Source organism: Ruegeria sp. BA12, assembly GCF_056539625.1.
In genome coordinates, this window is record NZ_JBQFVF010000007.1 from 26,985 (window position 1) to 46,773 (window position 19,789).

The 19,789-nt window shown below is 53.6% G+C and carries 19 protein-coding genes; 9 read left to right on the forward strand and 10 right to left on the reverse strand.

Annotated elements, in window-relative coordinates:
• Positions 1 to 368: 368 nt before the first annotated feature.
• On the reverse strand, positions 369 to 1,325 hold the full coding sequence (locus ACR0B0_RS14030) for an isopenicillin N synthase family dioxygenase (RefSeq protein WP_170352075.1): 957 nt from the start codon (positions 1,323 to 1,325) through the stop codon (positions 369 to 371).
• Positions 1,326 to 1,738: 413 nt separating this feature from the next.
• Between ACR0B0_RS14030 and ACR0B0_RS14035 the strand changes: the two genes are divergently transcribed.
• Complete coding sequence (locus ACR0B0_RS14035; RefSeq protein WP_480648285.1) at positions 1,739 to 2,374, forward strand: glutathione S-transferase; 636 nt, start codon at positions 1,739 to 1,741, stop codon at positions 2,372 to 2,374.
• A 177-nt stretch (positions 2,375 to 2,551) separates the two neighbouring features.
• On the opposite strand, the gene ACR0B0_RS14040 is transcribed toward ACR0B0_RS14035, so the two are convergent.
• From ACR0B0_RS14040 to ACR0B0_RS14065, 6 genes are read right to left on the reverse strand one after another with little or no spacing between them, the layout of a single operon-like run.
• Positions 2,552 to 3,457, reverse strand: coding sequence for an HAD-IIA family hydrolase (locus tag ACR0B0_RS14040; RefSeq protein WP_480648287.1), 906 nt, complete (start codon positions 3,455 to 3,457; stop codon positions 2,552 to 2,554).
• A complete protein-coding gene (gene phnE, locus ACR0B0_RS14045; RefSeq protein WP_170352078.1) occupies positions 3,454 to 4,269 on the reverse strand; it encodes a phosphonate ABC transporter, permease protein PhnE in 816 nt (271 codons plus the stop codon). The genes ACR0B0_RS14040 and phnE (ACR0B0_RS14045) overlap by 4 nt, the downstream gene beginning before the upstream one ends.
• Complete coding sequence (gene phnE, locus ACR0B0_RS14050) at positions 4,269 to 5,084, reverse strand: phosphonate ABC transporter, permease protein PhnE (RefSeq protein ID WP_170352079.1); 816 nt, start codon at positions 5,082 to 5,084, stop codon at positions 4,269 to 4,271. The genes phnE (ACR0B0_RS14045) and phnE (ACR0B0_RS14050) overlap by 1 nt, the downstream gene beginning before the upstream one ends.
• Positions 5,081 to 5,875, reverse strand: a complete 795-nt coding sequence (gene phnC / locus ACR0B0_RS14055) for a phosphonate ABC transporter ATP-binding protein (RefSeq protein WP_170352080.1) — start codon at positions 5,873 to 5,875, stop codon at positions 5,081 to 5,083. Before phnC ends, phnE (ACR0B0_RS14050) begins: the two co-directional genes overlap by 4 nt.
• Before the next feature lie 60 nt (positions 5,876 to 5,935).
• Positions 5,936 to 6,910 (reverse strand): phosphate/phosphite/phosphonate ABC transporter substrate-binding protein, encoded by a 975-nt coding sequence (gene phnD, locus ACR0B0_RS14060; RefSeq protein ID WP_170352081.1) that lies wholly within the window; start codon positions 6,908 to 6,910, stop codon positions 5,936 to 5,938.
• Positions 6,911 to 6,969: 59 nt separating this feature from the next.
• Entirely contained in the window at positions 6,970 to 7,779 is an 810-nt protein-coding gene (locus ACR0B0_RS14065; protein ID WP_480648289.1) for a DeoR/GlpR family DNA-binding transcription regulator, read from the reverse strand.
• Positions 7,780 to 8,130: 351 nt separating this feature from the next.
• Between ACR0B0_RS14065 and ACR0B0_RS14070 the strand changes: the two genes are divergently transcribed.
• Genes ACR0B0_RS14070 through ACR0B0_RS14085 form a run of 4 tightly spaced genes read left to right on the forward strand, consistent with a single transcriptional unit; the run spans position 8,131 to position 13,007 of the window.
• Entirely contained in the window at positions 8,131 to 9,156 is a 1,026-nt protein-coding gene (locus ACR0B0_RS14070) for an ABC transporter substrate-binding protein (protein ID WP_170352083.1), read from the forward strand.
• Positions 9,157 to 11,373, forward strand: coding sequence for an ABC transporter permease (locus ACR0B0_RS14075; RefSeq protein WP_480648290.1), 2,217 nt, complete (start codon positions 9,157 to 9,159; stop codon positions 11,371 to 11,373). It abuts the gene before it with no gap.
• On the forward strand, positions 11,370 to 12,440 hold the full coding sequence (locus tag ACR0B0_RS14080; RefSeq protein ID WP_480648292.1) for an ABC transporter ATP-binding protein: 1,071 nt from the start codon (positions 11,370 to 11,372) through the stop codon (positions 12,438 to 12,440). The genes ACR0B0_RS14075 and ACR0B0_RS14080 overlap by 4 nt, the downstream gene beginning before the upstream one ends.
• Complete coding sequence (locus ACR0B0_RS14085; RefSeq protein ID WP_480648293.1) at positions 12,441 to 13,007, forward strand: histidine phosphatase family protein; 567 nt, start codon at positions 12,441 to 12,443, stop codon at positions 13,005 to 13,007.
• A 3-nt stretch (positions 13,008 to 13,010) separates the two neighbouring features.
• On the opposite strand, the gene ACR0B0_RS14090 is transcribed toward ACR0B0_RS14085, so the two are convergent.
• Complete coding sequence (locus ACR0B0_RS14090; RefSeq protein WP_425082295.1) at positions 13,011 to 13,802, reverse strand: inositol monophosphatase family protein; 792 nt, start codon at positions 13,800 to 13,802, stop codon at positions 13,011 to 13,013.
• 908 nt (positions 13,803 to 14,710) lie between these two features.
• Here ACR0B0_RS14090 and ACR0B0_RS14095 point away from each other — a divergent pair.
• A complete protein-coding gene (locus ACR0B0_RS14095) occupies positions 14,711 to 15,121 on the forward strand; it encodes a helix-turn-helix domain-containing protein (RefSeq protein WP_480648295.1) in 411 nt (136 codons plus the stop codon).
• Between the two features lie 173 nt (positions 15,122 to 15,294).
• Here ACR0B0_RS14095 and ACR0B0_RS14100 read toward each other — a convergent pair whose 3' ends face one another.
• Positions 15,295 to 16,050, reverse strand: coding sequence for an SDR family oxidoreductase (locus ACR0B0_RS14100; protein ID WP_170351281.1), 756 nt, complete (start codon positions 16,048 to 16,050; stop codon positions 15,295 to 15,297).
• 367 nt (positions 16,051 to 16,417) lie between these two features.
• Positions 16,418 to 17,341, reverse strand: a complete 924-nt coding sequence (locus ACR0B0_RS14105; protein ID WP_170351273.1) for a LysR family transcriptional regulator — start codon at positions 17,339 to 17,341, stop codon at positions 16,418 to 16,420.
• 112 nt (positions 17,342 to 17,453) lie between these two features.
• Between ACR0B0_RS14105 and ACR0B0_RS14110 the strand changes: the two genes are divergently transcribed.
• Genes ACR0B0_RS14110 through ACR0B0_RS14120 form a run of 3 tightly spaced genes read left to right on the forward strand, consistent with a single transcriptional unit; the run spans position 17,454 to position 19,757 of the window.
• The gene (locus tag ACR0B0_RS14110) at positions 17,454 to 18,404 is read left to right on the forward strand and encodes a glutathione S-transferase family protein (protein WP_170351272.1); all 951 of its coding nucleotides are present in this window, start codon (positions 17,454 to 17,456) and stop codon (positions 18,402 to 18,404) included.
• Positions 18,404 to 19,396 carry a DMT family transporter gene (locus ACR0B0_RS14115; protein WP_480648297.1) on the forward strand — a complete coding sequence of 331 codons (993 nt, stop codon included), beginning with the start codon at positions 18,404 to 18,406 and terminating at the stop codon, positions 19,394 to 19,396. The genes ACR0B0_RS14110 and ACR0B0_RS14115 overlap by 1 nt, the downstream gene beginning before the upstream one ends.
• The gene (locus ACR0B0_RS14120; protein WP_480648299.1) at positions 19,380 to 19,757 is read left to right on the forward strand and encodes a nuclear transport factor 2 family protein; all 378 of its coding nucleotides are present in this window, start codon (positions 19,380 to 19,382) and stop codon (positions 19,755 to 19,757) included. The genes ACR0B0_RS14115 and ACR0B0_RS14120 overlap by 17 nt, the downstream gene beginning before the upstream one ends.
• Positions 19,758 to 19,789: the final 32 nt, after the last annotated feature.

The following is a 19,789-nucleotide window of genomic DNA, read 5'->3' on the forward strand; positions in this document are numbered from 1 at the left end:
TTCCTCCAGTGTTGGCATAGAGTATTCCATTTGCGAATCTGAGATATGCATAATTGGTCAGAATTTTGATGTTTTTGGATTGAGCCGGACGGCCGAAATCATAGTCAAGACATTGGTTGCATTTGCGGGTCCAGATTTCACTGGTGACTACGGAGCGGTCATTTGTTCAAAGCGCAGCATCGGTGAGTATGGGCTCAATACGGACATCGGACCGAACGCAGCATCCGGACGGCAGACGTTACTCACATGTACCGAAACGACCCATTGAGGGTTTTGATCTGAAGCCGCATAGCTGCGTCGCACCAACTGCAATGCGGACGTTCGTTTCATATCGGTCAGTGAAATGTCACTGCCAACGCAGCGTGCTTTTAGGTATCCGAATGGCCAACCTGATGTGCGTCGTAGCTTGCTTCCAGTTCTCCTCTCAAAAACTGTCCAAACTTCAGGGGATCGAATCTCGCAGTCCCTGTCCCAGGGAGCGGCGCGATTTCAGCGGAGACATGTGGGTCGAAGAAGAACGGTACGGAATAGCGCTGTTGTCCGGTCGCATTGATAACCCGGTGCGGGGTGGACAACAACTTTCCGTTAGAGAGTCTGTGCAGCATATCGCCTACATTGACCACGAAGGCATTGTCGATAGGCGGTGCATCCACCCAATGACCCTCAGGCGTCTGGACTTGCAAACCACCAACATTGTCCTGTGCAAGCAATGTAAGACATCCAAAGTCCTTGTGGGGTGCAGATCCGTAAAGATCACCCAAAGCCTGTGGCGGTTGTGGTGGATAGTGGAGTAGGCGCAGCCAAATCGTTGGCGTCTGGAATGCACTGAGGATCGAACGATCCGCGGCGCCAACAGCGTCAAGGGCAAGACCCATGAGTTTGTAACCCAGTTTTGTCATCGCGTCGGCATAAGCCTCGCAGGCCTCTCGGAAACCTTCCAGGGCGGGCCATTGATTTGGTCCGGACAGATAGACGGCAGGGTCGACCTCGGCATCCTCGCGCATCATCATGAACGATGCGGACTGATTGGGTTTAGTCACCTTGGCCAGGTCAGAGTTCACGTCCGTGGAGGTGTTGATCGCGATGTAGCCACGATGACATTTATTTAATGCAATTGCCTGTTTTTCGATCTCCGGCAGTGCATGAAATTCCGTCGAGGCGGCAAACACGGCAGCGCGCAAGTCAGGATCAACGCCGTGATTAACAACATAGCCAAATCCGGTTTTTCCATAGGCTTCGGCGAATTCCAAGGCGAGGTTGGACGTATCCTCTCCATTGATCAGCGGTGCAAGATCAAGCACCGGGATTTCAGTGAATTCAGTCATCTGAGGTCTCCAAAATTGTTTTACTGGCTAGGTCACAAATGGAAGACCAGCTATCCGGCAAAACGTTTTCGGCGATGAGCGCTGTGGCGCTCTAAGACGACAAGATGGAGAAACTTGGGCATATGCTGCAAGCTATGACAGACTAATTCTTCGATCAATCCATAACCACCGCGACCGGCCCAGGGCCAATTTCTAAGATCTCGGGGACTTTCGCGTTGCAACTTCACAAGACAAGTCACTTGTACTCAATTCCGCATATTCTCGTTCCGAATCTCCAAACCAGACGGCTACTGAGGCCGATGTTTGTGAAGCAATGGCCCATCCGATAGTATCAGACAGCGTTCAAGCAGAAGTAACAGTTGGGAAACGACGGGAGGTTCAACCACGCTGGTAGATTGGAGATATATCTTCGTATGGCTCAATACCCTATCTTATGGTCGTTCCGTCGCTGCCCATACGCCATAAGGGCCCGTCTCGCATTGGCGAGTTCACGAGTCACAGTCGAGCTGCGCGAGATTCTTTTGCAGGACAAACCAGAGGCTTTCTTACAAACATCCCCGTCCGGGACAGTGCCCGCGCTTCGACTTCCAGACAAAGTAATAGATGAAAGCCTGGAAATCATGATTTGGGCGCTTCAACAAAATGATCCGCAGCGACTTTTGGATATGCCTCAAGAAGGTTGGGGCCTAATCGCGGCAAATGATGGTCCATTCAAGGATGCATTAGATCACACAAAATACGTCGTGCGGTATCCGGATTTAGACGTCCAAAAGGAGCGCAGGAAAGCGGCGAGCTACTTGCTCAACCTCGACGAGCGGTTAGTCGGGAGGTCCTGGCTTTTTGGAGATCGCCCCACTCTCGCCGATTTGGCGCTTCTACCATTTGTTCGCCAGTTTGCGCACATAGACCGGGCGTGGTTTGACGCACAGGAGTGGCCGAATTTAGTGGCGTGGCTAGATCAATTCCTGGACAGTGAAGTATTTTTGCTGGTGATGCGAAAGTACACAACTTGGTCTGAAGGCGATGCTCCGATTTGGTTCAACGGCTGAGCCCGACACGTCGCATCCAGCCCAATCCAGACTTTAGACCGGGGGTCGCTTTGCCGCGAGGGGGCAAAGCTGCCGTTGGTGCACAGCGCAGTATTTCCATGGTCAGCATGTTCGAAATGCGGGCTTGCAGGACATTCGATTTGAACGGGATACTTATCGAAAACGAATGCTCTAAACTCAAGGCCGGCCTACTACAAAGTTTGGCACTATCCCCGCCTTCTTGATCGCTGCTTCAACATCATGCCCTGCGAAGAATCCATATCCGGAAATGAGTGCCGAATCTATGCCAGCGCTGGATGCGCCCAGAATGTCGGTGTGCAGGCTGTCGCCAACCATCAGAACCCGGGACCTGTCGATGTGCCCGAGACGTTGGAAAGCAAGGTCATAGATGTTGGCGAAAGGCTTTCCAAAGAACTGAGGAACAACACCTGTCCGGTCTGCCAGCCTGTGCGCGAAAAGACCGGGCTCTTTTGAAAACCCGTACTCGCGGGGCGCGACGATATCAGGGTTGCCGACCATTACCGGGCGACGCCGTTCAAGCAAGGCAGTCTCTAGCATAGCTTGACGCGATTCAGTCCAAACCGCTGATCCTATCATTAGAAACCCGTCAACGGTTTCGTAGGGCTTCGGGTCATCCTCGAGGTAGGATAGTTTCAGCCCTTCCAAATCGCGAAGACCGGCGCTGGGGGTCGCCATCAAGCCCCAATGCAACCCACTTTGACCGCTTATTTCTGATAGCAACGTGGCCCGGCTGGTGATCACGTCTCGGGGCGCGAAGTCATAACCAAGCCTAGAATATTTTTCCAACAGAGTTGTGTGAGGAAACCCAGCAGCATTTGAAACGACCAAAACACGTTTGCCGGCGGCTTTCAGTGACCTGACCCGATCCGGTGTATCCGGGATTGCCGTGTCGCCTATATTAAGAACCCCGAAGGCGTCGAGGAGGAATACATCGAACTCATGAGCTATGTCATCAAGCGTTTCAACCTGACGATATGTCACTTCAGTAGGTCTGGCTTCCGGAAGGCGATGTCGTACAGCTTCATAGGCATCAAAAGCCTCTTGCGCAGAGAACCCGGTCAAATGATCGCCCCTCGAACTTTTGCCGAGACCCATTCGCTGATCAAAACCGCGACGAGAATCACAATCAGGATCAGGCTGACCTGTGGCCAAGCCAGAACGTTGAGCGAAGCTGACAATTGCAATCCAATACCTCCGGCGCCAACCAGACCCAGAACCGTGGACTCGCGGATATTTATGTCCCAACGAAAAACGGCAATGCCTGCAAAAGCGGGCAGGATCTGTGGAACAATCCCGTAAGCCATGACCTGCCAGCGCGACGCACCGGTCGCCGTGATCGCTTCGACCTGAGTGTGATCTATTTCCTCTATGGCTTCATACAGAAGCTTTGCGCAGAACCCGATTGAACGGATGGCAATTGCAATAACACCTGCAAAGACGCCTGGGCCAATAATTGCGATCAATAGAAGCGCCCAGATCAGCGAGTTGATAGAGCGGGTCGAGACAATGATCAACAACGCTATGGGTCGAATGAACAATGTCGACGGTGTGGTGTTGCGCGCGGCCAAGAAGGCAACCGGCACTGCCATGCACAAGGCGATGATTGTACCTAGGGTGGCGATGTTCAGCGTATCCCAAATCGGGCGGCCCAGCTGTGTGATGTAGTCCCATTTGGGAGGCGTTGCGCGGGTCCAGATATCGTTGGCAATGCGGGGGGCATCCCAAACGAAAAACCAGGTCGTCGATTCCGAGATGAACTGCCAGCAATAAACAAAGACAGCCACACCCAAAAGCCAGCCAAACCAGCGAACAAGACTTTGACCCGTCGTCCGTCTGCGCCAGATCTGCGTATCGTTTTGTTCAAGAACAGGCACTACTGAACCCTCGCGCGGATAATTCCCGAAAGGTATTCAAGTGCCATGACGATCCCGATGATCAGGATGAGAATGGCCGCCGCTGTGTCGTACTCATATCGATCGAACGCAGTGTTCAACGTCGCGCCAATCCCGCCGGCACCGACCAGACCAAGAATTGCACTTTCTCGGAAATTGATGTCGATCCTGTACATGGAAAGGCCCACAAGTCGCGGCATAACCTGTGGCTGAACGCCATAGTTGATCCATTGCGGCCAACGCGCTCCAGAAGCCTTGATCGCCTCGGCCTGAACCTTGTCCATCGCTTCGATGTCTTCGGCCAGAAGTTTTGAGAGAAACCCGATGGTCGCAAAGGAAAGGGTCAGAAATCCGGCCAGCGGACCAAAACCGAAGATAGCCACCAGCAAAATGGCCACGATGATTTCTTGCAAGGCTCGACTGATGGCAACAATGCCCCGGCAAATCATGTAGACTGGTAAAGGGGCGATATTTCGTGCCGCGCCCAACCCTATTGGGATCGAGATCAAGATACCCACGACCGACGCAGCCACGGTCATAATGATACTCTCCAGAAGACCGCTCCAAATGTCTGACCACCGCGAAACGAAGTCCGGGCTGGTAAACGCAAGTACAAATGCCCACCCCCGATCCAGCCCTTCATAGACACGGCCCCAATCAACATCGATGGTCATGAAGGCCGCGATCAGGTAGGCGAAAAAGCCCAGGATCAATACCCAGCGGAGCAAAGGGTGTTTTACAAAGGCCGGTTTACGCCAGCCTTTTCCCAGCATGTCGTCTAACTCTCGATGGCTCATTCTGCAGCCTCGACATCTTCATCTTCGTCCACTTTTTCGATGGTCGCTTCCCAGTCTTCCTCCCCATAAATCTCGGTCAGCTTTTCGGGGGTAAGGCCTGTTGGAAGACCATCATAGACGATTTCGCCAAAGCGGAGGCCCACGACGCGAGGAACGAACATCTGGGCAAGTGCCACGTCATGGATATTGATAATCGCCGCCAATCCGCGCTCCTGACACAGCTCGGTTATAAGTCGCATGATCTGACGGCTGGTTTTCGGGTCGAGCGATGCTGTTGGCTCGTCGACCAGCAGCAATTTTGGGTTTTGAATTAAGGCGCGGCAGATGCCAACCCTTTGGCGTTGCCCCCCTGACAACTCGTCGGCGCGTTTGTCAGCCATGTGTAACAACCCCACCCGATCAAGCAGGCGGAAAGCCTCGTCAACGTCCGACTGCGGATATCGCCGTAGGAAACTGCGCCAGAATCCCACATATCCCAGCCTGCCGGACAAAACATTTTCCATCACCGTGAGGCGTTCGACCAGGGCATATTCCTGAAAGATCATACCCATTTCGCGGCGCGCTTTCCGCAAAGCGCCCGAGCCGAGTTTTGTCAGGTCCACATCATCCAGAAGGACGCCGCCGCTTGTGGGTTCGACCAAGCGGTTAATACAGCGGATCATGGTCGACTTGCCTGCACCCGAGGGTCCGATCAACGCAAGCACCTGTCCTTTGGGCACCTCAAGATCGATGGCCTTTAGCGCCTGATCTCCGGTCTTGTATGTTTTCGTCAGCTTTTGAAGACGCAGCATAAAATGCCCCAGATTAGGTTGAATAACGGGCCCTTTCGGGCCCGCAGTATTGGCCAAGGGTCACTGGCAGGCGTAGGAGACGCCATTTGCTGCGTCAATTTTACGAATGACATCCCAGAATTCCTGATAGGTCATTTCAAGAAACTGGCCTTCGTTCGACTTCGAGAATTCAGCTTCAAGTGTCGTGCCCTCCCAGTCAAAATTGAAGAAAGCATTGCGGATTTTCTCCTGCAGCTCGGGCTTCAGGTTGTAAACGGTGCCAAATCCTGTGGTCGGGAAAGTCTGCGATTTATAAATCGTAACAACGTCGTCTTCGTTGATGACATCACGCAAGATCATCCGTGATTTTACCGAATTTGCAATCGAAGCCGCCAGGTAATCCTTGTTGGCCACGCCCAAGATCGAGTTGTCATGCTTGCCCGAATAGACAGGTTCGAAATCGCGTTCCGGCAGAAGATCAAAGTCGCTCTTCAAAATTGCTGATGGCGCTTTGAAACCTGAGTTGGATGTGGGGGACGTAAAGGCCAGTTGCTTGCCTTTGATGTCCTCAACCTTTTCGATGCCCGAACCAGGAAAGGTAATAATCTCCATCTCATAGCCAAAATTACCGTCTTTCGAAGCCATGATCGTGAATGGCCGGAACCCGGCGCAGTTTACAGCCAGTGGGTTGGAACCGGTGTTGAAGCCCGCAATATGCAGACGCCCCGAACGCATCGCTTCGATCTGAGCTGCGTTGTTCTGAACCGGAAAAAAGACGACGTCCTTGCCGGTTTCCGCCTTCAAATGCTCAAGAAAGTCTGACCATGCGGTTTTGTAAACGGCCGGGTCTTCGACTGGTGTATATGCAAAAATCAAGGTGTCTGGATCAATTTGCTCGGAGGCATCTGTTGGAATATCCGCGATCAAATCCCCATCGGCGTCACAAAAACGCTCGTCTAGGTCACCGCGTGGACAATCCTGCGCCGAGGCTGTCCCCGACAGCGACAATAGCGCAATTGCGGAAGCCCCAACCAATAATTTGATGTCAATCTTCATGTTTTCCTCCCAGTTATGTGCAGCATTTATCAGCCGCTGTTAGTCATTCCTTTTCGTTCTTAACCGGCGACGAGAATATCGACCTCGGCACCATCTATTACATTGAGCAGTTCCCCGGTTGGTTTTGTGTCGGTGACTATGGAATCCAACTCGGCAAGATCGCCTACCTGAGCCAGACCCTTGCGGCCAAATTTCCCGGAATCGATAAGAAGGTGGCGTTTCGCAGCACGCGTCAGCATCATCCTCTTGATCGCCGCAAAGCCCCTTACCGTCTCTGACGGGCCTTCTACTGAGAAACCCGAAGAACCGATCATGCACCTGTCAACGTTGAAACGAGAAAGGAATTCCAGTGTCTCGGTTCCGATCGTTGCAGATTCAGCTGCCAGGTATTCTCCGGGGCACAGCAAGACCTGGGCAGTACCATGGCCAAGGGTCATCGCTACGGGGATTGAATTCGTGATCACCGTGCAATGGATATCGAGAAATGCCAGCGCGCGTGCCATCTCGACAGTCGTCGAGCCGGAATCGACCATGATTGTTTCGCCGTCCTGAACAAGCCCCGCCGCGCTGATGCCTATACGCTCGCGCTCCTCGATCTGCGCGCTGGTCCGTTCTTCCAGACTTGGGTAATGCCCTTGCACTGGGGCTGATGCCCCACCGTGCGCACGCGCGATCAGGCCTTCATTGGACAGGGCTTCGAAATCCCGGCGCACGGTCTCATTCGAAACGTTGAAACGCTGTGCCAACTCGTTGATGCGAACGTGCGGGCGCAGTTTCAATTCCAGCAGGATTTGCTGGCGTCTGTCGGATTTTTTTACCCGACCCGGACTCTTTTCAGATTTCTTGCCGCGCGTTTTGGTTTTGGACATTCAACGACTCGAATATTTTCAGAATTTAATTTTGTGGGGTTTCGGGCATTTTGCAATATTTTTTGTTGCATAATCCTCATTCCGTTGTGAAAATTCACATGACATCAAAGATTTCAAGGGACAGAGCAATATACGCAGGCTGATCAATTTCAAAAAGAAAGGCCGGGCGCATCGTCGGTTTTCTCTTGGTGAAGTTGGTGGTTGTAAAAGTATCCGGACGCATTTTCCAAAGGTTTTGACAGATAATTAGGAAGCCTCAACACTCTAAGAAAAATTTCGTAAGGCTGCATGAGGAAGGGCAAAATAGATCCGGGAAACCCGGACGAATTAAACCCTAAGGGAGGAAAAATAATGAAGAAATTGACATCCACTGCCGTGGGATCACTGATTGCCTTGACCGCGTCATTGTCCGCAGCGCATGCCGATAAGCTGACTTTCTATTGCTCAGCTCAAGAGGATTGGTGTCAACTGATGGCACGTAGCTTCGAAGATGCAACTGGCATCGACGTTAACATGACCCGAAAGTCCTCGGGCGAGACATTTGCGCAAATCCGTGCCGAAAGCTCGAACCCGAAAGGTGACGTTTGGTGGGGTGGTACGGGCGACCCGCATCTGCAGGCCGCTGAAGAAGGCCTGACGATGGAATACATGTCCCCAATGCGCGACCAGCTTCATGATTGGGCGATATCTCAGGCTGAAAGTGCTGGCAACAAGACGATCGGCATCTATTCAGGCGCGCTTGGGTATGGCTACAATGCCGACCTTGTCGCTGCAAACAACCTGCCCGAACCTGCCTGCTGGAAGGATCTTTTGAAGCCCGAATACAAAGGACACGTTCAGATGGCGAACCCGAACTCGTCGGGTACGGCCTATACGACGCTGGCCTCAATGGTGCAGATCTTCGGCGAGGATGAAGGCTTTGAGTTCATGAAGGGCCTGCACTCGAATATCAACCAGTACACCAAGTCCGGCTCGGCGCCGATCAAGGCCGCCGGTCGTGGCGAGAACACGATTGGTATCGTCTTCATGCATGACGCCGTAAAGCAGGCCGTTTCGGGGTTCCCGATCAAAGTCGTCGCGCCATGCGAAGGCACCGGTTACGAAATTGGCTCAATGTCGATTATAGACGGGGCTCGTAACGAAGAAGAAGCGAAGAAGTTCTATGACTGGGCCCTGTCGCCCGAAGCTCAGAACCTTGCTCTTCAAGTTAACGCGTTTCAGGTGCCATCGAACAAGGGCGCGGAAACTTCGGATAGCGCGCCTGACATGAGTCAGATCAAGCTGATCGACTATGACTTCAAAAAATATGGCTCCTCAGACGAACGGAAGCGTCTGTTGCAGAAATGGGATGAAGAGGTTTCGGTTCTGCCGCAGTAAATGGCTGACACTACATCAAAAACGACCCATCCGGTCCTTATCTTCTGGATCATCGCCGGGTGGGTCGGATTCTGCCTGCTGCCCTGGTACATGGTCGACGGCGGCCTGTGGTCGTTCGGGTGGCTCGTGGACGGCTACCCGTTCGATGAGGATTATGCCCCCGCTGCGTTTTTGATTGGACAAGGTGAGAAGCTGTGGCTCGCTCCGCTCCTTATCGCCCTCGCCCTGCCGCTTTTGGTGTTGAAGCGTACCAAATCTGATCCGCTTTACGCCCGTATGCTGATACTGTCCGGCGCGCTGGGGTTCAGCTGGCTGATCGCTCAGGGGTTCAGCATCGGTATCAGAGGCTTCAACTTCGATTGGTTGGATGCGTTGTTTGGTGAGCTTGGCGACCGTCAGTTCGGAATGGGCTATGGCGCGATGATCTGCGCATCAAGCTTTCTGTTCCTGCTCACTCAAGGTATCGCGGCGAGGGGTGCTATTAATGGTGATGTCTTCGTCGTAAGCGCTATTGGCGGTGTGATTACCATCGTTACCGCTTTTGTCTTTTTCCCCATCGCCAAGATGCTTTTTGCTGCTTTCATCACCGAAGACGGCGCTTATTCCATTGCGGTTTTCTTCTCGAAGTTCTTCGACGACCGGTTGTGGGGATTGGGGTGTTTACAAGGTGCGCGATGCGGTGCTGCGTGGAATTCACTGTTCCTAGCCATCCTTGTAGGCGTCATCACCACGGGTCTGGGTCTGTGCTTCGCGTTGGTCGTGACGCGCTCAGGCTTTCGCTATAAGCGGGCGCTGCGAGCATTGACTGTTCTTCCAATAATCACCCCGCCATTCGTGATCGGCTTGGCGCTTATCCTACTTTTTGGCTTGTCCGGTTCTGTAACCCGGTTCTTTGCCGAGCTATTTGGCACACAACCGACACGCTGGCTTTATGGAATGCCAGGCATTCTGATCGCGCAGACACTCGCGTTCACTCCCATTGCATTTCTCGTACTAATAGGCGTGGTGGAAGGTGTTTCACCTTCGATGGAGGAAGCGGCCCAGACCCTCCGGGCCAGCAGATGGCAGACGTTCAAGACGGTTTCCTTGCCCCTGATGCGGCCCGGTCTTGCAAATGCATTTCTTCTGGGCTTCATCGAAAGCATGGCCGACTTTGGGAACCCGCTTGTATTGGGTGGAAATTTCGACGTGCTGTCGACTGAGATTTTCTTCGCAATTGTCGGCGCTCAATACGATCAAGGCCGTGCTGCGGTTCTGGCAATGGTGCTGCTGTTCTTTACCCTTTCCGCCTTTTACGCGCAGCGTGTCTGGCTGGGAAAGAAGAGCTACACTACCGTCACCGGCAAGGGTGATGCGGGGGTGCATCCTCTAATGCCAACCGGCCTTTCGGTGCCTGTACTGCTCATCGCCCTGGGCTGGGCACTATTCACAATTATTGTCTATGCAATGATCATCTACGGCAGTGTGGTTGAGCTGTGGGGAGTCGATAATTCGCTGACGATCAAGCACTACATCACTGCATTCTCAGTCCGCTTCGAAGAAGAGGGTATACGCTGGACCGGAGCCGCTTGGGACAGTTTCTGGACCACAATAACCATCGCGGCCATAGCAGCGCCATTGACTGCCGCTGTTGGGCTAGTAACTGCCTATCTGCTGACCAGGCAAAGCTTTGCAGGCAAGAACGCCTTTGAGTTTGGAACAATGTTGTCCTTCGCCATCCCCGGCACGGTAATTGGCGTTAGCTACATCCTTGCCTTCAACGTTCCGCCAATCGAAATCACCGGCACAGGTGTCATCCTCGTTGTCAGCTTCATCTTCCGCAATATGCCAGTTGGTGTTCGCGCTGGCATTGCGAGCATGTCACAGCTTGACCGCAGCCTTGATGAATCCTCGCTGACCCTTGGCGCAAACTCGTGGCAGACGTTCCGGAATGTCATCCTGCCGCTGTTGCGCCCTGCGATACTTGCTGCTCTTGTCTACAGTTTTGTTCGTGCCATGACGGCAATCTCAGCCGTCATCTTTCTGGTCAGCGCAGAGTATGACATGGCAACCAGCTATATCATCGGTCGGGTCGAGAATAACGACTATGGCCTTGCTATCGCCTATTCGACGACGCTGATCTTCGTGATGCTCGCGACGGTCGGCTTATTGCAACTTCTCGTTGGCCGGGTTCAGATTGGTCGACGCACCCAGCACGGAACGGAGACATCGCCATGACCGACACCAAAATCGGTTCCAAGGCCGCCCCGGTACGGTTTGAGAACGTGTCGAAAGTGTTCGGCAAGGATGTGGTCGCCGTCGATAACATCAACCTTCACGTAGACGCAGGAAAACTCGTTACGCTGCTTGGCCCGTCAGGCTGCGGAAAAACAACGACACTGCGCATGATTGCAGGGTTGGAGATGGCAAGTTCGGGCAAGATCCTGATCGGTGATCGGGACGTGACCAAACTGCCAGCCACCGACCGTGATGTATCTATGGTGTTTCAGTCATACGCGTTGTTCCCTCATATGAGCGTATTGGAGAATGTGAAGTATGGCCTCACATTCTCGGGCTTTGCGAAGGACGAGGCCCGCAGTCGCGCCTTGTATGGTTTGGAGCTGGTTGGCCTTCAGGGGTTCGACAACCGCCTTCCCTCAGAGTTATCGGGCGGCCAGCAGCAGCGTGTCGCCGTGGCGCGCGCACTGGTTCTTGAGCCGCAAGTGCTGTTGTTCGACGAGCCGCTATCCAACCTCGACGCCAAGCTTCGCCGTCAAGTTCGTGAAGATATTCGGGCAATTCAGCAAGACCTTGGCTTAACAGTTGTTTACGTTACCCATGATCAGGAAGAGGCACTGGCAGTCTCGGATGAGATAGTTGTTATGCGTAACGCAGCGATCGCTCAAATAGGCACTCCGCGCCAGCTTTACGATGCGCCGAATGACCGGTTTGTCGCCGATTTCATAGGTGAGGCAAACCTTCTGAGCTGCCAAATCGTAAGTATTGATGGCGATATGGCAACCATCGAAGTCGAAGGCTACCGCCACACGCTGCCACGCCGCGGTCTGTCCGAAGGACCGGCAACCATCGCCGTGCGACCCTCACGTTTGGTGATCGGTTCAGATCAAGGTATTCCAGCCTCAGTGGCCAAGGCGACCTATGTTGGCGTTCGGATGGAATACACATTGAAAGGTGCATTCGGTCAGGTTTTTGCCGTTCAAGATGATGTCGATGTACCGCTAGAACCCGGCACTGAAATCATGATGGGTTTTGCTGACAAAGGGCCCGTGCTTTTGCCTGACTAAATGCCGAATCTCACGATCATCACACACCCCGAGGTCTCTATCGATCCGGTCATTCCGATAACAGAGTGGTGCTTGAGTGCGACGGGCCGCAAACGCGCTGCCGAATTTGCATCCAATGAAGTCTTATCGAAAGTCACACAAATTTGGACCAGTGGCGAGCGAAAGGCCCGCGAAACAGGCGAGATTCTTGCTGCATCTCGAACGCTACCTGTAAATTACCACTTGGGTCTTGGTGAGAACGACCGCAGCGGCACCGGTTATTTGCCTCGGGACGAATTCGAGGCAGCTGCTGATGCTTTCTTTGCTCAGCCGGAAGTTAGCTATCGCGGTTGGGAAACAGCTGTCGAGGCGCAGAATCGTATTCATCGGACAGTCACCGAGATTGTCCAGATGCATGGCGCCGGAGATATTGCAATCGTGACACACGGGGCGGTCGGCACATTGCTGTGGTGCGCACTCTCGGACTGTTCGATAGACCGCAAGTACGATCAGCCCTCACAAGGCCATTTCTGGCAGGCAGATCTATTGACGCTCAAACCCTATTCAGGTTGGGTTTTGTTGGAATAAACATTAGTCGTTCCAAGCGTTCTCTGCGATTTTAACCAAGGTCTCGAACACATCTGATGTACCCACGATTACGCGCCCACCTTCGCGGATCATCACATCGGCGTTCTGATCCTCAACAATGCCACCCGCTTCCGAGACCAGCAATTGCCCAGCCAGACAATCCCAGGCATTCATGTGTTCTTCCACGTATCCCAAGAGTCGCCCGGCAGCGACGTAGGCCAATGATAGCGCTCCGCTGGCGTTTCTGTGAAACATAGCCCCGTGCTCGATTAAATTCTCGACAATAGGTAAAACATGCCGGGTCTCAATCCGGTTCGAATATCCCACGGCGACTGTTCCGTCCCGCAGCGACACCCCTGACGAGACGCGCATTGGTGATCCGTTAAGCGTCGCACCTTCTCCGCGCATCGCTACAAAGGTCTCGTCCACATTTGGATCACGTATCACACCGATCTCAGTATGGCCTTCCGTGACACCAGCCAGAACAATAGTCCATGCAGGTATGCCGTTGACGAAATTCGTTGTCCCATCAATTGGGTCAATCACCCAGTCAAAACCGCTCTTACCAACGGTAGCGCCGTGCTCTTCACCAAAAATTCCATCGTTGGGCCACGCCTCTGCAATCCTCTTACGAATAAAGGTTTCAACATTCTTGTCCGCCTCGCTCACCCAGTCCTGAGCGCCTTTTTGATCAACGACAAGATTACCCCGATCCGCAAAATACTCTTCGGCAATTGCCCCAGCCTCCTCACAAACTTCGATGGCAAAATCTCTGCGTTTTGAAAGTCGAGACATGGGAGGTCCTTTTCCGATTAAAGAGCTGCCACGCAACATTGCAAGCCAATCGAATGCCTAGCAATCAAAGAGTCATTTCGTTTGTTTTCGAGAGCCATTTCCATGCCGCAAACCTAATAATTTTAGTGTTGATGATCTTCTCTGCAAACAACCTGCAAGTCAGTTATTCGCTAGTTTAAGTACGCATTTGGGTTAAGATCCAACTTACGATGGTGCAGCTTAGATTCTGAAGTGTTCACCATTTGAATGTCGGCTTTCTTGCAAGCACCTTCATTGGTTCGCACTCGCTGCGAAAGTCCGTTTTCCGCCCTGTGTTTTCAAAACCACTTTGCCGGGAACCGCAGTAGTAACCGATCAAGTTCATTGTTCTGCTCCGGCTCGAGCTCGGATCTTAGTTCTTGCATCAAAGGTGCCCTGCCCCAACGCTTCTCGTATACGCCTTTGATAGAAAACAGGTTTGTTCGGCGTTTTAGAATGGTTGCGATCAAACCGTGAGTTTTTCGGCGTACGGCGATCGAAGAAGCGCGGTAAGGCCGTTCCATTGAGGTGATGCTGCGAGGGTTTGGTTGTGCCGGGTAGGCGACACTAGAAAAGAGGTCTATAGGCGCGCGGCCGAGCCGGATTGATCTCATCAGAACATTGGCGAACGCCATGGTGAAGTCTCGGAATTCGCTTTTGTTCTCGGCACTTGATCGCTCCTACAAGCTCTTTTCAAGTGCCAATTCCAAGTAAATAACCTCATTTCAGGCTATCTGCACATTATGGTTGTCGCGCAATGTCGTTGCAGCGAGAGTGATCAGGATGGGAATAGAAGATTGCGCCTGCACTGTATCAGTCATCGTAAACTCTCTTGTCTCATGTGCCAGTGAGGAGCTATCCTGCCACTTCAAGTCCACTTGAGGTCAACCATGAAACTTCTCGATATTGGCGTCCTGTCCAAAAGGAGCGGCGTCCCCCCCTCAACACTGCGCTATTATGAGGAGATCGGGCTGATCCAGTCCGCCGCTAGGAATGGGCTTCGACGGCAATTCGAGATACGCGTCGCGACGCAGCTTGCTCTGATCTCTTTAGGAAAAATGGCGGGATTCTCACTTACTGAGATCAAGGACATGTTCGCCAATGATGGCACTCCGCAATTGCCACGCCCTGAATTGCACCTGCGCGCAGATACTCTTGATGAACAAATCCGTGGTCTCACCCGGCTACGCGATGCGTTGCGTCACGTGGCGGATTGTCTAGCAGAGACCCATATGGATTGCCCAAAATTCAGGCGCCTCATGGAGTTTGCGTCGCGTTCCGTCGCCACTCAAAAGCGATGAAAGCGCCAGCTCAGACTGATTGCAACCACCAAGCAATAGGCCAATCTCTTGCTGCGATTTGGCTAATTGAACATGTGGGTTCGGAGTGAACATGCGGTGGCAGACATTTGATCCGCCCCGCCGGAAAAGTGGACACAGCTGCCGTTGACCATGAAGCGACCAACAGCAGGTATTCAAAGCAGGCGTGTCGCCATACCACCATCAACAGCTAACGGAGAGCCAGTCACGAAGCTTGCTCGGTCCGACAACAAGAACAAGGCTGATTGAGCGATCTCGGTCGGTTCAGCCATGCGCTTAACGGGATGTAAACCCGCGATTATGTCGTGCGTCGCCGGGTCGTCACCCGCCATGTCAGTCTTTGTTCCGCCCGGCAGAACTGTATTGACGCGAATGCCTTGCGCCGCATGATCCGATGCCAGCGACTGTGTAAATCCTATCAGTCCTGCTTTCGATGCAGCATACGCCGCCATGCCCGGCATGCCGCCGTTGCTGAAGCCAACAAATGTTCCCGTAAAGACGATTGACCCACGGCCACGTCTTTGCAAAGCGGGAAGCTGGGCATTGGCCGCAAGGAATGCACTGGTAAGGTTGGTTGCAAGGACAGACTGCCAGTTGCTTAGTTCCATTTCCGGAATTGGACTCATATCACCCACAATGCCTGCATTGTTGAATGCGCCATCGAGGCCACCAAACCGTTGTTCTGCCAAGTCAACCAGGCCCTTGGCAAATGCCTCATCGCGAACATCACCTGCCAGATAAACGGCGCGCCCATTGCTTTGCTCTATCTGCTCAACAATTGACTTCAGCCGCGCCTCTCTACGCGCGCCCAAAACGAGGTTTGCCCCTTCTGATGCAAACAAAAGCGCTGCGGCTGCACCGATTCCGCTGCTCGCCCCGCTGATGATGATCGTTTTGTCTTTCAGTTCCATGGTCATGCCTTTCAGTTTCTGCATGCCAGTCAGTTAAGAAAAAACATCCGTGCTGAGCGATCCGTTTCCTGTGCTTGTCGGGCGGCCAATATCGAATGAGCAAGAACCGGGTCGGCAGACAACCTTCAAACGGAAACCGTCATTTGCGGGTCCCGCAGCACTCGGTATTTTGCTCTCAACGATGCCAATCCCACCCTTCCCGTGCGATCTCTGGCCTCATCAGTGTTGGCCAATAACACGCGCCTATCACTTTTTGATCAGGCTCACGGGCCGATGCCTCCTGGACCGCAATAGAAGTAAATTACCGCGCGTGCTAAGTCGCTTTTTGCGCCGAGCGTAACGATCGCGATAATCAATGACGGCAACTTTAGGCATCAAGCCTCGCTTCGGCATCCCAGAACGGTCTGTCCTTCCCGATCCGTTCGGCGAGGAAGTCCACAAAGGCGCGAACTTTCATTGGCATATGACGTCGCTCGGGGAATACGGCATAAAGCGCCTGTTCCGGAAATGCGTAATCCGGCAAGACCCGGACCAGATCGCTGGTGGCCAAATGAGCACCCGCCACAAAGGTCGGCAACCGCCCAATACCAAGTCCGTCAAGCAAGGCAGCGCAAAGCGTCTCGCTATTGTTGATGCGCAGAGTGCCTTTGGTGCGTACCCGCAGTTCACCATGTGGTCCATGCAGCACCCACTCCATCGGATCGCGTGAATAGGCATAGTGAAGGCAGTTGTGCGTCAGTAAGTCTTCAGGTTGCTGTGGATTACCCCGCCGCAATAGATAATCCGGCGCGGCGACAAGAACACTGTGGATAGGCGCCAGCCGACGCGCGATCATGGCAGAGTCAGGCAGGGTGCCGGCCCGAACGGCCATGTCCAACCCCGCATCGACCAGATCAACGACCCGGTCATCCATAGTCAGGTCCAGTGTGATATCAGGATAAGTGGTCAGAAACTCGGTGAGCATCGGTGCAATATGCAGCCGTCCAAAGGACATGGGCGCACTGATCTTCAGGTGTCCGACCGGGTGACCCTGAACGGCCGCAACCGCGTCTTCCGCCTCCTGCGCCGATCCAAGCGCCTGTATTGCATGCGTCAGGTAGATTTCACCGGCTTCGGTCAGCGAGATGCTGCGCGTCGAGCGATGAAACAGTTGGGTGCCAAGATGCGCTTCCAGTGCACCTATCCGTTTGCTGACGGCTGACTTGGTGATCCCCAATCGCCGCGCAGCTGCAGCAAAACCGCCGCATTCAGCCACAGCGACAAATACGGGGATAGCGCCGATTTCGATCATGTTTCTCTCGTATAGTCAACTTTTTCTCACCCTAATGTAAACCTGATAGCCAATTATCATGCCATTGGAAACACATTAGGTCGTCCTCAACACATGTTGGATGGAGACGGCCATGCCCAAAATGCTCATCAACGGAATTCTGCGCGACAAGCCAGCGCAATCCGACGGGCGCTTTCACCGGTTGCCCAGTTCCTTTCGTGGCTGGATCAGTTCGGACGCCGAGGCAGACTTTCCGACCGCGTCTGGCCGCTATCACCTCTATTTGTCCAAAGCCTGCCCATGGTGTCATGGTGTCGACCTGGTATTGGCACTCAAGGGGCTGCGCGAGGTAATTAGCATAACCTGGATGGACTCGGTGATGTCTGAGGACGGTTGGGTCATCGACCAATCCGACTTTGACGAGTCCGCCGGTGTGCCACGTGATCATTACCTCTATCAAGTTTACCAACGCGCTGTGCCCTCTTATACCGGCGCGATTACGGTCCCGGTGCTATTAGACAAGCAAAGCGGTCAGATCATCAGCACCGAATCCGCCGACATCATGCGGATGATCGACACTGCCTTCGTCGACGCGGCCATTCTGGACCTCTATCCAACCGAATTCGCCGCTGAGATCGATCGGCTGGCTGAAATGATCCAGGCCCCCATTCGCAACGGTGTCTATCGCGTCGGTTTTGCCACCACGCAGGAAGCATATGACGAGGCGATCCATCAGCTTTATGCAGGGCTGGATACCGTAGAAGCAGTGCTGATGATGCGGCGATACCTGGCTGGAGCGGTGCCGACTGAGGTTGACCTGAAGCTCTTTCCGACGCTCCTGCGGTTCGATCCTGTCTATGTGACTCATTTCAAGATCGACTGGAAACGGATCTCGGATTATCCGGCCCTTTCGCGTTATCTGACGGACGTATCAAGTTTATCGGGCGTCGCTGAAACCATCGATTTGCAGCATATCCGCGCCCACTATTTTCTTAGCCACCGCCACATTAACCCGAGTGGCATCATCCCGATCGGACCGGAGTCGACGAATTTCATTGCAGATCTGACAAAGGGTGCCGCGTGATGCCCCGCTTTGCCACAGGCCTTCCGCCGACTGCCCTGATCATCGCGATCGGTGCGCTGGTTGGGGTCAGTTTTACATTGTCCAAATATGTAGCCATAGCAGGTAGCGCGCCACAGCAAGCTTTGTTCTGGCAGCTTCTGGTCGCGAGCGTTGTACTATTCACCATCGTTGCGATCACCGGTAACCGCCCGCCACTACATCGCAAGTATCTGTTCTACTACTTGGGGGCGGGGATTTTGGGCATCAGCGGTCCTTCATTGATCGGCTTTACAGTACTAGGCTACGTCTCGACCGGCTTCTACTCTGCGCTGGTTACACTGTCGCCGCTTTTCACTTTCGCTATCACGGCCCTGGTCGAAAAGAGAATGTTACCGTCATACCGGCTGATCGGAATCCTGATCGGGTTGGTCGGCATCAGCTTTGCCACCCATAGCGGCTTTGACCTGTCGGGCGTTGCGCCGCGCTGGATCACCGCTGCGCTGGCGGGTCCTCTCCTGCTGGCAATGGGCAATGTCTTTCGCAGTCGGGCCTACCCGCAGGGTGCTGATCCCATAGCGCTGGCGGCCGGAACACTGGGGCTTCAACTGTTGCTGATCGGTCTTCCGATCATTGTAAGTGGTCAGATCGCGGCCGGTTCGATGCCAGGTCCTGGACCGGTTGCCGCGTTAACCGGGATCGGACTGATCACCGCACTCAGTTATGTGCTGACTTTCGAAGTCCAGCGGCGCACCGATGGCGTCGGATTTGCTCAGGTCGGATATTTCGCCACTCTTTTCGGCATTGGCTTCGGGGCTCTGGCCTTTGACGAACCAATACACCTCACATTGGTCGCGGCGCTCGCGGTGCTGTTTCTTGGGTTGGCCATAACCAATGGGCACATCCGCCTCGCCCACATCCTGCGCCTTCCGTACAAATCGCAGGCCGAAGCGCCGCTGAACATCACAAGTTTTCAATCACCCGCCAAGGAGAACAAAGATGCAGATTGCCAATAAACACAATTCGCCCCATGCACCACTGGTTGCCGGACTCTATGCGGCCGTCGACGCAATGAACGCCAGCGACGTCGTTAGCTATTTGACAGAGGACGTTACATTTCGCCTCGGGAATTTCGACCCGATCAACGGGCGCGGGCCTGTTGAGCATGCCAACGAATGTTTCTTTCAGACCATCGCCGCCATGCGTCATACGATAACCGGCATCTGGTCCAGTAGTAGCACTGTATTTTGCGACGGCACGGTCCACTATACACGCAAGGACAGCAGCGAGCATGAAGTCCCCTTCGCCACACGACTTGGCCTGCAAGAGGGAAAAGTGGCTGATTACGTAGTCTACGTGGATATTTCAGGACTCTAGAGGGATTGATGGTGGTACAGATAAGCGGCTTT

Coding starts and splice junctions, on each gene's coding strand:
- phnE (WP_170352079.1), bottom strand. CDS start 5,084: ATGAGCCATCGAGAGTTAGACGACATGCTGGGAAAAGGCTGGCGTAAA.
- ACR0B0_RS14105 (WP_170351273.1), bottom strand. CDS start 17,341: ATGATCGAAATCGGCGCTATCCCCGTATTTGTCGCTGTGGCTGAATGC.
- ACR0B0_RS14100 (WP_170351281.1), bottom strand. CDS start 16,050: ATGGAACTGAAAGACAAAACGATCATCATCAGCGGGGCGAGCAGCGGA.
- ACR0B0_RS14070 (WP_170352083.1), top strand. CDS start 8,131: ATGAAGAAATTGACATCCACTGCCGTGGGATCACTGATTGCCTTGACC.
- ACR0B0_RS14080 (WP_480648292.1), top strand. CDS start 11,370: ATGACCGACACCAAAATCGGTTCCAAGGCCGCCCCGGTACGGTTTGAG.
- ACR0B0_RS14110 (WP_170351272.1), top strand. CDS start 17,454: ATGCCCAAAATGCTCATCAACGGAATTCTGCGCGACAAGCCAGCGCAA.
- ACR0B0_RS14030 (WP_170352075.1), bottom strand. CDS start 1,325: ATGACTGAATTCACTGAAATCCCGGTGCTTGATCTTGCACCGCTGATC.
- phnD (WP_170352081.1), bottom strand. CDS start 6,910: ATGAAGATTGACATCAAATTATTGGTTGGGGCTTCCGCAATTGCGCTA.
- ACR0B0_RS14035 (WP_480648285.1), top strand. CDS start 1,739: ATGGCTCAATACCCTATCTTATGGTCGTTCCGTCGCTGCCCATACGCC.
- ACR0B0_RS14115 (WP_480648297.1), top strand. CDS start 18,404: ATGCCCCGCTTTGCCACAGGCCTTCCGCCGACTGCCCTGATCATCGCG.
- phnC (WP_170352080.1), bottom strand. CDS start 5,875: ATGCTGCGTCTTCAAAAGCTGACGAAAACATACAAGACCGGAGATCAG.
- ACR0B0_RS14065 (WP_480648289.1), bottom strand. CDS start 7,779: ATGTCCAAAACCAAAACGCGCGGCAAGAAATCTGAAAAGAGTCCGGGT.
- ACR0B0_RS14075 (WP_480648290.1), top strand. CDS start 9,157: ATGGCTGACACTACATCAAAAACGACCCATCCGGTCCTTATCTTCTGG.
- ACR0B0_RS14095 (WP_480648295.1), top strand. CDS start 14,711: ATGAAACTTCTCGATATTGGCGTCCTGTCCAAAAGGAGCGGCGTCCCC.
- ACR0B0_RS14085 (WP_480648293.1), top strand. CDS start 12,441: ATGCCGAATCTCACGATCATCACACACCCCGAGGTCTCTATCGATCCG.
- ACR0B0_RS14090 (WP_425082295.1), bottom strand. CDS start 13,802: ATGTCTCGACTTTCAAAACGCAGAGATTTTGCCATCGAAGTTTGTGAG.
- ACR0B0_RS14120 (WP_480648299.1), top strand. CDS start 19,380: ATGCAGATTGCCAATAAACACAATTCGCCCCATGCACCACTGGTTGCC.